The sequence below is a fragment of the Candidatus Viadribacter manganicus genome (genome assembly GCF_001679665.1).
In the GTDB taxonomy this organism is placed as follows: domain Bacteria; phylum Pseudomonadota; class Alphaproteobacteria; order Caulobacterales; family Aquidulcibacteraceae; genus Vitreimonas; species Vitreimonas manganica.
Genome location: NZ_CP013244.1, coordinates 1,553,969 through 1,566,031 on the forward strand (window position 1 = coordinate 1,553,969; position 12,063 = coordinate 1,566,031).

The following is a 12,063-nucleotide window of genomic DNA, read 5'->3' on the forward strand; positions in this document are numbered from 1 at the left end:
TGGGCGGGCGACATTGTGCCGACAATCGCAAGGCTAGGGACCGGACGGCGGGTAACGATGTCCGGTTTCGCCTCATAAACAGACGGTTCGTGAACGCAGCGTGATGGCGGGAAAGGGCCAGCGATGCCCAGGTCGCCATCTTCTTACGAATGGCCGAGCCGATCCAATCCCGTCGTCGGTAATGCTGCGGGCGCTTCGGCTCGAGATCGCCGGGAGCGGTCGTTCGTCTTCAGCCTCCCGGCACCCATGTCGTATTCTCGTTTATGCGCCGGGGGCCGATGTTGAGACGCTCGACGGCGCGCTTCGCCACTGCGCGGATCGCCTCATCCAACCAAAGCCAATCCTTTGGCGCGTTCGCCCACAAGTCTGCTTCAGGCGGCGCCAACGCGAACATGGCGTCAATGGCGATTAGTTCCGCGAAGTCCGCGAGGTTCGTGCGGCCCTCATCGAGACCGTCGCTGGCTGCACTGAGCAGGTCCTTTGCAATGAACTCATTATCGACGGCGATTTCGCTCGGGAACGGCACCCATGATGGAAAGAACTCCGCCTGCTCCTCGCGTGAAAGCGAGAGTAGGTAGAGCATATCCAAGGCACGTTCCCGGACGGTCATACGCGGCTATTATCACAACCAGCCAATGTCCGCTCCGGGCCAGCGTACGTCGTAGAGCGAGATTCTGCGCCCGGCCTACTCTCCCGATTGCGGTCAGTGGCTTAGCGCGTGCAGCAACGGCGTGTTGCCGCCGAGAGGCGACATTCGCTATTTGTCGGTCTTGCCGCCTCTGCTCAGCAGAAACCACATTGCGACATTCACGACGAGTGTTCCGACGATGATCGCGAGTGCCCACAAGGGGCGATGTCTATCGTTCAGTGCACATTCCGGCGTAGCGCAATCGCCTACTCCAAGCCCAACAATGGCAAAGAACGCGAACACGACTGACCCGAGTGTCAGGAAGGCGCCCATATAAGTCTTGCTCGGTCCCATGCTCGGTTCTCGTACAGGCTAGAACATTCGCCACCATAGCGTGCGGCGTAGCGCATGTCCGAACTGGGCCCGCGACCGGCTTCGCGCACAAAATCACGACCGGCAAAGTCGCTCAGCCGCTCGCGGCATTCCACCACCACAAAAGCGGAAAGCCAATAAGCCCTGGTAGGAGTGCCGACGCAAAGAACCAACTCCTGAGACGCCAAGCGAACTGCCCGAAGATGATTGCGGCGATGGCCCAGAACCCGAAGCCGCCGATTGCCGCCGCCTTTACCCAGTACCAAAGCTGGCTGATGCAATCCCACTGATCGTCGCTCCACGCCCAGGTCAGCACGGTCAAAGCGGTGCCAACGAAGGCACAGCCGAACGCGTATGCCTGAAGCTGGACGAAGGCGATGACAGGTCTTTCCTTGTACACGGCGCCCATCTACCAGCGGCAGCATCAACTACCAATGTCCGCAAAGGGCCATCGTAGGCCGTTGTACGAAATTCCGCGACTGACCTAGTCGATCCAAAGCTGCCGGCGGCGCCCTGCCCGTGTGAACGACTCAAGTTCGCCGAAAGTGGCCGCTCGCAACTCAATATCGAACATGGCGCCGAGGCGAGCCGTCAAACTTGAAGGTACGCGACGAGGCGCCGTCGAACGTCGCCACCCAGGTGTGTTTATGTTTCATGCGATCCATTTCTGATGCAGTACGCATTCGTAGAAGGCGGTCACAACCAACGGTTCGCTTGACCCTTTCGTTCCTCCGCTTTGGGCGCGGCATGCGTGTCGGCGCCGTGGGCACGCCCGAGCGGCAAAGGGGCTTGCCACATCGAATTTGGATTAGAACGCCGTGCCGGCGATGGCGCTTGCGGCGGTATGTGTAAGAGCGAAAGAGTATCGATGAGATTGCCACTACGAGAACGTGCGCGTCGTGAGCGTGTCCGCAAAGAGGCGTGGCGAATGGCCGTTGTGGGCGACCACACCGGCTGGCGCGCCATTGAAGCTTCGCTGTCACCTCGAAACGGCAACAGCGCCCACGAGGCGCTTCGCATTCCGTTCATGCGCATCGCGCTCAACTTGACATGCGCGCTTTCCCATCACCGCACGCCCTGATCGCAGAAGCTATTGACCGCCATGGGCCAGACCACGCCATCGCGTACAAAATCACAACAGGCTTGGTCGCTCAAATCGTGACATTCATTACGGTCAGCCCGCTATGGCGCTGTGTCGCCGATTCCTGCCCAATCTGCCTCGCGGCGAGTGCTTGAGGGCACCTAACGACACAGCCGGTCGCGCCGCGCCAGACTCATCGCTACCCGAATGCGCAGTCGCGTTCGATGATTTCTGGATCTAAGGCCCAACCAACCTGACCGTTGGCGCGCGTGACTTCCACCCAATAACCCTCTCTCGGATCTCTTGGCGCATTATCCCAGCGTACGGCTACGTCATCTTGAAACTCGGAAATATATTCTCCCCGGCGCCAGATGGTCGAATAGCCTTCGCCGTCATAATTGGTGAGGTAGATGATGTCGCCGGCGGCGAACCGGCCAGACGTTTCAAGCACCACGCCGCGCCGCGGCGCCGAGAGCAAGGCGTCGCGTCCGGTTTTGAGCGCGCACTCACCCACTGGAATAGTCGCCACGATCGGTGCGCGCGTATCCTGCCGCTCGTAGAGTGGCGTGTTTGTCGCGAAACGCGCAGGCCCATAGGCGCAACCCTGTTCGGGACAGTCGCTCGTCATCTCGTAGCTACCCTCATAGATATCCTGAGGGGGCGGGATATCGCTTGTAGACCACGGAACACCGGGCCTCGCGCCCCACGCCAGGGCTGGCGCTTCAGCGCTCATAGCCCATTTGTAACAGCCGCCGCCCGAAAGCCCCGCGCCGCCTGAGCAGCTATCCATCTCAAAGCAACGTCCAGCGTTCGTGATATCCGGTCGCTCGAGCCAACCAGCACCTTCATTTGAGAGCCAATAACATTGCGCCACAGCTGTCCGGGAGGGAGCGCCTGTCGCGCAGGAGGAAAGCGCACCCGCGATCACGACGGCGCCGATAAGCGAAATCCAAAGCGCGCGTGATTCAGTCATGACCTAGCCTGTTCCGACGACGACATAGGGCTGCGGGATCTGCTTCGTGTCAATGTGAAGGCAGCCAATCTGAAGGACGTCTGGTTTGGGCCAAGATAGGTCATCGCCCGGATTTTCGCGACTGACCTAGTCGATCCAAAGCTGCCAACGCCTGTCCGTCTCAAGAAGCAATCGTTCATCGCACCCCGAGCGCAGTTCATCGCATCTGAAACAAGCCTGAAACACGCGCCAGCCAGCGTGCCGCGCCATTGGGAGGATTTTCACATGCGCCGCAGAACTTTGCTCACCGCGCTTGCCGTGTCGCCGCTGCTCACCGCACGCGGCCACGCCGCGACGCTTTCAACAGCACTGACATTTGATGATCGAGGTCGCCCACTCGCAGACGTCATGATCAATGGCGCTGGTCCCTTTCCGCTGGTGATCGATACCGCCGCCGGAGGCACCGTGCTGAACGCCGCAACAATTGAGCGGCTCGCCATCACCTCCACAGGCACGGCACGCGTCCAAGGCGCAAGCGGCGCCGTCAACACCAATCTCTATTCGCTTGACGTGGTGGAGATCGCCAGCCTTCGCCGAGAAAATCTGATGGCGGTGCAAACACCGCCGGACTCCGTGTCCGCCGCCGCTCATGCCGGCGTGCTGGGCGCCAGTTTCTTTGCCGACACGCGTCTTGAATTCGCGTTCGCCTCCGACCGTCTCAACATCGACACCGGCGCAAACCGCTCCGCGCTCGCCGACGCCATCAACGTTGACTTCCGACACCGCATTTTTGCGCTCGCGCCAATCCGGATCGCTGGCGCCGACGCCACCGCGGTTGTTGACACCGGCGCTCGCGCCACCGTCGCTAACGCCCTTCTGCGTACTGCTTTAGGCTTCAGCGAAAACGACCCACGCTTTCACGAAGCCGAACCCATTGGCGGTGCCACGGCCCACAGCACCCCGGCTGTCGCCGCCGAAGTGACGCCGGTTGTATTCGCGGGCCATGATTTCGGTGCGCTCACTCTGAACTTCGCCGACCTCTCTGTGTTCGCTGCCATGCAACTCAGCGAAACCCCAGCGTTGATCCTGGGCATGGACGTCCTTCGCCGCGCCGAAGCGTTGGTGCTGGACTACTCCAGCGCTCAGCTGGCGATGCGCACCTAAGGGTTGGTCTTCTAAGACGCGCGGCGCCGCAAATTCCAACTGGCGTTGAATATGGCCAGCAGGCGCCGTCGCCGAGGTTTTGGTGGGCGGCCTACTCGCTCCATTGCGGACAGTGGCTTAGCCCTCGCAGCAATGGCGCGTTCTCGCCGGAAGCAGCCATTCGTCAAAATAGCCACGGGCGGTAGTTCGCGTCGAATTCGGAGCTTAGAAAGACACTCGCAACGGCCACCGCAGTGCTAACAAAGTTCGCCGCCAGCCAAATTAGCCAACGCCGTGTGTCGAATTTCACTGCGAAGAACCGCTGCAGGGTGGCTCCCTCAATGAGCGTGGAAATGGTTGCGGCGAAAATCAGCGTGGCCGCCCAGCTCACCGGATTGAACGTTCCAACGTCGAACGCGCGATTTACGAGTTGCCCTGGACCAAACTCCCACACCAGACCGGAGAGCGGGATGACGTCCGCGTGCGCATCGACGGTTACGCCGAGCGCCACAAGCAATGCCAACGCGCCAATCGTGGAATTTCTGGTCTTCAACTCTCACCAAGGTCGAAGTTTAGTAGCATCGCCGCCGCTCGCCAATCCGTCCGCAATTGGCCAGCGGCGTCGCGGCCGCGACCGGCCTACTCTCTCGGCGGTCTCAATTGGTGAGCGCAACACGTACCTTAGTAGGCCTCCTGCCATCCAGAACTATAGCCCAATTTCAGAATGCCTGTTTCCGGGCCAGACCCGCGCCAACAGCGAATATTTCAGAACGGCTGACGCGCTCCAAACAAGCCGCTCGCGCCCTGCCCGTCAATTCGGCGTGCTCTCGCCGANCGCCAATCGTGGAATTTCTGGTCTTCAACTCTCACCAAGGTCGAAGTTTAGTAGCATCGCCGCCGCTCGCCAATCCGTCCGCAATTGGCCAGCGGCGTCGCGGCCGCGACCGGCCTACTCTCTCGGCGGTCTCAATTGGTGAGCGCAACACGTACCTTAGTAGGCCTCCTGCCATCCAGAACTATAGCCCAATTTCAGAATGCCTGTTTCCGGGCCAGACCCGCGCCAACAGCGAATATTTCAGAACGGCTGACGCGCTCCAAACAAGCCGCTCGCGCCCTGCCCGTCAATTCGGCGTGCTCTCGCCGAGAATGGACGTTCCCTGGCAAGCCACGCCCCATCCTCACCGGGCGCTTGAGACAACGTCATCCCATGCTCATGTGCTTCGCTGCAATATTGCAGAAACACAATCGCTGCAGCCTTCGGTCGATCACGGGAGGCTAGTCTTGCGCTGGATCATCGTTCTTCTGCTCGCTGGTTGTGCAAGCACGTCGCCGCCACTTAGTCCGAGTGAGCCAGCTTTCGACCGCGAGTTTGAGCGTCTGTTTCAGTACGGCCCGCCCGAACCGCGCCCCCAAGAACTTCAGGAGCCAAGCGCCGGTCAGGCTGCCGATGCCGGCTACTTCGCACGTTTTCCTGACTTCGATCGTTCCTACTCACACGCCGCCCGCGCGGAGGCGCGGCGTTTGATCGAGCGACTGCGCGCCGACGCAGGCTCCATCAATCATGAACAATTCGTACTTCGGGTCGCTGAAATTGTCGCGCTCGCGGACAATGGGCACACAGCCCTACATGCGAATGCTTTCTTGAAAAACACGCCACGACTGCCGGTGCGAACCTACCTCTTTGCCGACGGCCTTCATGTTCTCTACGCCGACGAACAGAACGCGGATCTTCTGGGCGCCCGGATCGACACCATAGACGGACGCTCAGTGGACGACGTTTTTAACGCTCTACGCCGATATCGCGGCGGCACGGAAGCGTTCCGACGAATGATGCTCATCCCACTATTGGAATCTCCGGCGATGCTCCAGGCAGCGGGCGTCGCGCGTGAGAGAGGCGCGCTCACCTATGCCGGAGTACTCGCCGACGAAAGACCCTTCGAACGGCGGATCGACGCGCAGGAACGCGATCGCGCCGCGTGGGTGTCCAGTACCGCACGCTTACTTTTTCCTGATCAGTTTGCGCGGCAGGGATTCCGCAGCTTTTTGGCGGCGGATGCAACCCTTCCTGTTTATCTCCACAGCCCACAAAATCTGTTTTGGACGGAGGGGCTTCCAGGAGGCGGATACTATATCGGCCTCGCGCACAACGCGGACGCCGACGAAGGACCCATCTCGGCATTTCTCGGAAGCACTCTCGAGGCGGTCCGCGGCGATCAACCCGCTTACATCGTGCTCGACATGCGCATGAATGGTGGCGGCGATCTTACAACGACCTATGATTTCGCGCGGGCACTGCCGAGTGCCGCGGCGGGCGCGCCGATCTATGTGTTGACTTCGCGCTGGACATTCTCAGCGGCGATTCATGCTACGGCGGCGCTTGAGCAAGCGGGCGGCGATCAAGTCACCATCGTCGGCGAACCGGTCGGCGACCGGCTGGACTTCTGGGCTGCGGAAGGGGGCGCGTTCGATCTCCCTAATGCGTTCATCACTGCGTACTATTCAACCGGCCGTCACAAGTATGATGGTCCTTGTCGCGATTGGGAGACCTGCATCTGGTTCGGCTCCACACATCCGGTTCGGGTGCGGACGCTGGAGCCTGATGTTGCCGCGGCGCTCACGTTTGCCGCGTACCGCGAACGGCGCGATCCCGCCATGGAGGCGATCTTGGACCGGGAACACAGGAGCCGTGCATCCGCGCGCACTCCATGAGCGCCGCCCTCTTCATGCTCTTGGCCGTGATCATGGCCACGACTTTCCTGAGTGACCTACTCTCCCAATTGCGGCCGATCGCTTAGCGCCCGCAGCAACGACCTCAGTTCGCCGAAAGCTGACATTCAATCGCTGAGAGTCTATGCCGACCCGACGAGGGCGGAATGATACGTTTCCAGGCGATCGCCATTGTTGGTTTGATGTTGACGGGCTGTGCCGAGCAGCGACCGGATCAACCAGCGCTCGCCGCAACTGACGAATGCTATCTCAATGTGACGTATGTTAGCGACAACGAACTCTCGCGCCGAATTTGGGACCATATTCAAACCGCGCAATATGATCTCATCGACTCCCGTGACAGGGATTTCGGCGCGGCTCAGTGGTATGACCGGGGCGGTGGTCGTGCCGCGTTTGTTTATAATACAGATTGCGGACTCGCCCGTGTCAAAGTTCAAGCCGTTCTTGAACATTTCGCGGAGCAGGCCACGAGTCCGGATGTCGCTCAGGCTCTCCGCGAAGCCAAACCTTCAGTCCGAGAGATCACACAGGGCCAGTTCGAGAACTCCGAACCGCTATAACCTGCAATGTCCCGTTTGGGCCAGCGATACCCGGCTCGCCATTTCTTACGAAGGGCTGGGTCGATTCAATCGTGTCGCCGGTAATGCTGCGGACGCTTCGGCTCAATCTCGCCGTGTGTGGACGGCTCTCCGTTGGCAAGGGATTTCTTTGAAGCGCTGCGATGTTTGGTCGGTGCGGCCGTGTGTTCGACCTGTTGATGCGGCACACGAGGGCCGCTGGCCATAATGCCTTCCGCGAAGACTGGTCCCGACCGAAAGGACGCGCTCGAAGCGCACCGGCGAAATTGGGTTTTCCTGTCTTCCGGTTCGACCGGCTGTCGCATTACTTCATGTCCGCCCTTCCCAATCTCTTTCGTCCGGCGCTGGGACCCGACCGATCACTACACCGCGAGCGGCTCTCGATAGCGCTCGCCGCTGGTCATGATTGCCCACACCACGCGTGCGTTCTTGTTTGCTAACGCCACCGCGGCGACCTTCGGGGTGCGCCGCGCCAGCAATTGCACTAGCCAGGGCCTGCGCGCGCCATTGCGCTGCGCGTAACGGATCACAGCAACCGCGCCCACGACCAGCAATTGACGGAGGTATCGATCACCTTGCTTGGTGATGCCACTCAATCGTTCTTTGCCTCCGCTAGAGTTCTGACGCGGCACGAGCCCGATCCATGCCGCGAGATTGCGACCCGAACTGAACGATTTCGGATCAGCGATGGTCGCAACCAGGGCGCTGGCAAGCACGGGACCTACACCGGGAACGCCCATTAGCCGCCTGCCGACTTCAGTGCTGCGTGCGCTCGCGATGATGCATCGATCGGACTCCAATATCTGCTCGTTCACGAGCCGCAGCTGCGTGACCAACATCAGAAGAGACGTGCGCGCGGCGCTAGGTACGCGTTCATCAGCGGCATCACTGATGACGCGGATCAGGCTCTCGAGCCCGTTGCGCCCGACTGGCGCCACCAATCCGAACTCTGACATGTGGCCGCGAATGGCATTGGACAACTGAGTGCGCTGGCGCGTTAAAATCGATCGCGTTCGATGCGCGACCATCATGCTTTGCTGTTCGGGCGCTTTTATTGGCACAAATCGCATGCTCGGCCGTGCCACCGCTTCGCAAATCGCTTCCGCGTCGGCTGCATCGTTCTTTTGCCGCTTAACGTACGGCTTCACGTAGCTCGGCGGGATCAAGCGCACCTCGTGACCCAACCGGCTCAACTCTCGGCCCCAATAATGCGCCGAGCCGCACGCTTCGATACCGATTAGGCAAGGCGCCTGCTTCTCAAAAAACGCTAGCATCCGAGATCTCGGCAGACGTTTGCGCAACAGCACCGCGCCGACCGCATCAACACCGTGAAGCTGAAACACCGACTTCGCGATGTCCAATCCGATTGTAACAACCTGGTTCATGGCTCTCCTCCGGCTCAAACCGGAAGCTTACGCTGCCGGCTGGGGTGGAGAGCCGTCCACCGCATCGAGAGGCGACATTCAGCAATCCTATCAGCCCCAGGCGATGACACTCGGCACACGCCGCTGGGCCTCGGCCTTTGCCTCTTCAATGCTGGCATATCCGGGACTGTCTACACGTCGCGCACCGAAACTGACGTAGTAGAGATGGCCGTCAGGACCAATCGGCGTTGGTTCAACGGGGGCGTCCTCGTAGTCTGCGGGACCGACCTCAAGCCAGTAGTCGAATGGAAAAGCGACAATCGAAACTGGAAATGGCACGGCACTATCGTAGAGCCACGTTCCATTCGCTATCACGCGCGCGGCTTCGTCCGGATCGTCCATGCGCAACTCCGACGCCGCTCATTACTCGCCATCGGCGTTATTACCAACGTCGCGTTTGGGCCAGCACCGCGCCGTCCGTCATTTTTCTCGAACGACTGGCGCGCTCAAGACCCGCCGTTGACACAGATCTCCATGCTACGGCCTGATGTCGCCGATCGACCCGTTGAGGTCGCCCTCAAAACCAGTCGGTCGCAGAGCCGCATGGTCGACGGCGTGTTGTCGCCGCTCAAGGCTTCACACCAAACTGCGAGAACATGATAGCCACATTAGGATCCTTCGCCCTTGCGGCGGCGATGTCGGCTTGAGCCTCCCCGATCTGCGCGAGACGCAGCCGCGCGATGCCGCGACCGTATAGGGAGCTGATCAGCTTGGCGTCTCTGCGCAACGCGGCGTCGTAATCCGCGAGCGCGGCGTGGAATGCACCACTGCGCAAGTACACGAGACCGCGGGTATCGAGTGTATGGGGATCGTTCGACCGGATGCGCAGCGAAGAATTGCAGTCCGCGAGCGCCAGATCAAGTTGCCGCCCCCACAGGGCGCGAGTCCAACAGCGAGTGTTGAAGGCTTCCGCATCCTGTGGATTGAGCAGAATCACCTGGTCGTAGTCAGCGATAGCTCGGGCGTAGTTGCCCTGAGCGCTATAGGCATTGCCGCGATTGTAGAAGGCGTCCGCATTCTGCGGATTGAGCCGGATCGCCTGGTCGTAATCGGCGATGGCGCGGGCGTTATCTCCCTGAGCGCCATGGGCGATGCCGCGATTGTAGAAGGCGTCCACATCCTGCGGATTGAGCCCGATCGCCTGGTCGTAATCGGCGATGGCGCGGGCGTTATCTCCCTGCTCGCTGTGGGCGTTGCCGCGATTGTAGAAGGCGTCCGCATCCTTCGGATTGAGCCGGATCGCCTTGTCGTAATCGGCGATAGCGCGGGCGTTGTCGCCTTGAGCAGCATAAACGTTGCCGCGATTGATTAACGCGATCGCCAGATCGGTCTGCGTTTCCTGGCGCGACTGAATGATTGCGGTGCAACCGCCAACCGCAAGGTCTCGCGAATAGGCTCCGCCCCAGTTCAGGCAGTAGGTCCACTGCTGCTTAAACGCCGGCGTCTGCGCCACAGCCGGCGTCGAACTGACCAGCAGCATCGCCACAATCGCTCCACCGAACAACAACTGCATCGCCCATCTTCCGTGAGCCCAAGAAAACACACGCGTTGCGATCACGCCAGCCAGACCGATTGAGCAGCCTCCGCCACATCGCGGACTGGATGTAGCGCCAGCTACGACAGCCGCGTACAAAAACACGAATGGCTTGGTCGATCGAAACCTGACGCTGGCGTCAGCAGCCGGTGACCGGCCTAAGTTCGCCGGTTGCGGACGTTAGTCTTGCGTCTCTCGCGGCTGAACCGACCCCTCCACGAAATCACGAGCTTGATCCCGCCCATGTCCTCGATCGGCGTGTACCGCCTCGCAGCCATACATCGGAGTCTCCCATCCGGTCTGAGTGAACTCGGTACCGTGAGCAACCACCGCGCGATCGACTAGATCGACGAGTTCAAAGTTCCACACGTCGATGCCATGCGAGTTCGTGTCGGTGATAAATAGATGGAGAGCATACTGAGCCGAGCGCGCAACGTCGCGTTCCACAGCCAAGCACTTACCCGTCGGAGGCTGGTCGAATTGCGACACGTTGAATTCGCAACGCGGGTCACCGGCATCAGCAAGGCTATAACGCCAAACGCGATCCAGAGACGTTGACGACGTAGGCAGATATTCGATTGTCGGAAAACCCGCTTCTAGCAACCGAATGCAACTTGTACAGGGATTGAAGCCAGGCTGAACACCTCGGCCACTGTCGTGCGTCCAAGTCAGACGCGGTTCCAGCAAATTCACAAAATCCGCCGTGAGAACGGTGTCCGCCATAACAACCTGACGGCGCCAATTGGCGGGCTCGTCGCGGCAGGCCTGGGCCAAATGCTCATTCGGGACGCAGGCCGACAAGAATACCGTCAGCGAGACTATTAGCAGCCGTGCCATGGCATGTTCGCTCCCGTCTCCGCGTGTAGCAGCGCAACCGGCGGCGTTGTGTCAATGTCCGTTTAGGGCCATACACTGTCGCCTCGTCACATGATTACCAATGCCCCGAACGCAAGCGTCATCAGACAATCTGCTACAAATTGCAGTTGCCGGCTCGCAATTGCCAGCGACACCGAATGGGCTCTCAGTTTGAGCCACACTGCAACGCCTTGAGACGCCCCGAGCCGCGTTGGCACACCGTGATCCGGCTGATCCTTCGCCAAAACTGGCGTCCTTCCCTGTCTCGTTGTGCGCCGAGCAGAAGGCGGACAGAGAGGGATTTGCGGCAGAGAAAAAGCTTCAATTGATCAGTGCGTTAGTTGTTCGCGACAGCCAATGTACCCCAGTGCATACCCCAGTGAGCCTATCGAAGATTTTAGACTGACGTTGATACGGGAACTAGTTGAACAGCGTCGGGCGCAAAGAATTCGATGGCCACGAGCGTTCTGAGGCGGCGACGTTCGCGTTACGCGGGATAGAGTTCCACCTCTCTTAAGATCTTCCCACACGCGCTCATGCGCTTTGCCTTCGCAACGCAGCGCGACCGCGGCGCTGACGAGGCTTTTCGATCGTGCCACGTCCCGAACTCCCCATCGCAAAACTCGCAGGCCGACGCGCTTTGCGCGCCTCCTGTTGCAATAGCTTCAATGCAACACGACGGACGCAGAGCGTCCGCGATGGTTTAGTTGAAATCCGCATCTCGCAGCGCGCGCATCGCCGCCCCCGCCCGCGCAAGCCGCCTTTTCGC

General features: G+C 60.3%; 12 protein-coding genes. 4 read left to right on the forward strand and 8 right to left on the reverse strand.

Features of this window, described 5'->3' with window-relative positions; all coding sequences use genetic code 11:
• Positions 1-229 precede the first annotated feature (229 nt).
• Together ATE48_RS08150 and ATE48_RS08160 are read right to left on the reverse strand one after the other, a co-directional pair.
• Positions 230-610, reverse strand: a complete 381-nt coding sequence (locus ATE48_RS08150; RefSeq protein ID WP_066769959.1) for a hypothetical protein — start codon at positions 608-610, stop codon at positions 230-232.
• Positions 611-1,094: 484 nt separating this feature from the next.
• The gene (locus ATE48_RS08160) at positions 1,095-1,400 is read right to left on the reverse strand and encodes a hypothetical protein (protein ID WP_156767678.1); all 306 of its coding nucleotides are present in this window, start codon (positions 1,398-1,400) and stop codon (positions 1,095-1,097) included.
• 468 nt (positions 1,401-1,868) lie between these two features.
• Between ATE48_RS08160 and ATE48_RS19735 the strand changes: the two genes are divergently transcribed.
• Positions 1,869-2,081, forward strand: a complete 213-nt coding sequence (locus ATE48_RS19735) for a hypothetical protein (RefSeq protein WP_228126863.1) — start codon at positions 1,869-1,871, stop codon at positions 2,079-2,081.
• Between the two features lie 199 nt (positions 2,082-2,280).
• Here the strand turns inward: ATE48_RS19735 and ATE48_RS08165 are convergent, their stop codons facing one another.
• Positions 2,281-3,054, reverse strand: a complete 774-nt coding sequence (locus tag ATE48_RS08165) for a hypothetical protein (RefSeq protein WP_066769965.1) — start codon at positions 3,052-3,054, stop codon at positions 2,281-2,283.
• A 264-nt stretch (positions 3,055-3,318) separates the two neighbouring features.
• On the opposite strand from ATE48_RS08165, the gene ATE48_RS08170 reads away from it, so the two are divergent.
• Complete coding sequence (locus ATE48_RS08170) at positions 3,319-4,197, forward strand: retropepsin-like aspartic protease (RefSeq protein ID WP_156767680.1); 879 nt, start codon at positions 3,319-3,321, stop codon at positions 4,195-4,197.
• Between the two features lie 163 nt (positions 4,198-4,360).
• Here ATE48_RS08170 and ATE48_RS08175 read toward each other — a convergent pair whose 3' ends face one another.
• Positions 4,361-4,729 carry a hypothetical protein gene (locus ATE48_RS08175; RefSeq protein ID WP_066769975.1) on the reverse strand — a complete coding sequence of 123 codons (369 nt, stop codon included), beginning with the start codon at positions 4,727-4,729 and terminating at the stop codon, positions 4,361-4,363.
• 728 nt (positions 4,730-5,457) lie between these two features.
• On the opposite strand from ATE48_RS08175, the gene ATE48_RS08180 reads away from it, so the two are divergent.
• Entirely contained in the window at positions 5,458-6,885 is a 1,428-nt protein-coding gene (locus ATE48_RS08180; protein WP_156767681.1) for a S41 family peptidase, read from the forward strand.
• A gap of 164 nt (positions 6,886-7,049) precedes the next feature.
• Positions 7,050-7,463 carry a hypothetical protein gene (locus ATE48_RS08185; RefSeq protein WP_066769979.1) on the forward strand — a complete coding sequence of 138 codons (414 nt, stop codon included), beginning with the start codon at positions 7,050-7,052 and terminating at the stop codon, positions 7,461-7,463.
• Between the two features lie 380 nt (positions 7,464-7,843).
• Here ATE48_RS08185 and ATE48_RS08190 read toward each other — a convergent pair whose 3' ends face one another.
• From ATE48_RS08190 to ATE48_RS08205, 4 genes are all read right to left on the reverse strand, one after another.
• The gene (locus ATE48_RS08190) at positions 7,844-8,866 is read right to left on the reverse strand and encodes an IS110 family RNA-guided transposase (protein WP_066769984.1); all 1,023 of its coding nucleotides are present in this window, start codon (positions 8,864-8,866) and stop codon (positions 7,844-7,846) included.
• 90 nt (positions 8,867-8,956) lie between these two features.
• Positions 8,957-9,247, reverse strand: a complete 291-nt coding sequence (locus tag ATE48_RS08195) for a hypothetical protein (protein ID WP_066769986.1) — start codon at positions 9,245-9,247, stop codon at positions 8,957-8,959.
• 226 nt (positions 9,248-9,473) lie between these two features.
• Positions 9,474-10,385 carry a tetratricopeptide repeat protein gene (locus tag ATE48_RS08200; RefSeq protein WP_228126884.1) on the reverse strand — a complete coding sequence of 304 codons (912 nt, stop codon included), beginning with the start codon at positions 10,383-10,385 and terminating at the stop codon, positions 9,474-9,476.
• A 234-nt stretch (positions 10,386-10,619) separates the two neighbouring features.
• Positions 10,620-11,276, reverse strand: a complete 657-nt coding sequence (locus ATE48_RS08205) for a hypothetical protein (RefSeq protein WP_066769993.1) — start codon at positions 11,274-11,276, stop codon at positions 10,620-10,622.
• Positions 11,277-12,063: the final 787 nt, after the last annotated feature.

Bases quoted from the DNA above. Each gene is read 5' to 3' on its own strand.
- ATE48_RS08150 (WP_066769959.1), bottom strand. From the start codon at position 610: ATGACCGTCCGGGAACGTGCCTTGGATATGCTCTACCTACTCTCGCTT.
- ATE48_RS19735 (WP_228126863.1), top strand. From the start codon at position 1,869: ATGAGATTGCCACTACGAGAACGTGCGCGTCGTGAGCGTGTCCGCAAA.
- ATE48_RS08165 (WP_066769965.1), bottom strand. From the start codon at position 3,054: ATGACTGAATCACGCGCGCTTTGGATTTCGCTTATCGGCGCCGTCGTG.
- ATE48_RS08170 (WP_156767680.1), top strand. From the start codon at position 3,319: ATGCGCCGCAGAACTTTGCTCACCGCGCTTGCCGTGTCGCCGCTGCTC.
- ATE48_RS08185 (WP_066769979.1), top strand. From the start codon at position 7,050: ATGATACGTTTCCAGGCGATCGCCATTGTTGGTTTGATGTTGACGGGC.
- ATE48_RS08190 (WP_066769984.1), bottom strand. From the start codon at position 8,866: ATGAACCAGGTTGTTACAATCGGATTGGACATCGCGAAGTCGGTGTTT.
- ATE48_RS08195 (WP_066769986.1), bottom strand. From the start codon at position 9,247: ATGGACGATCCGGACGAAGCCGCGCGCGTGATAGCGAATGGAACGTGG.
- ATE48_RS08200 (WP_228126884.1), bottom strand. From the start codon at position 10,385: ATGCTGCTGGTCAGTTCGACGCCGGCTGTGGCGCAGACGCCGGCGTTT.
- ATE48_RS08205 (WP_066769993.1), bottom strand. From the start codon at position 11,276: ATGGCACGGCTGCTAATAGTCTCGCTGACGGTATTCTTGTCGGCCTGC.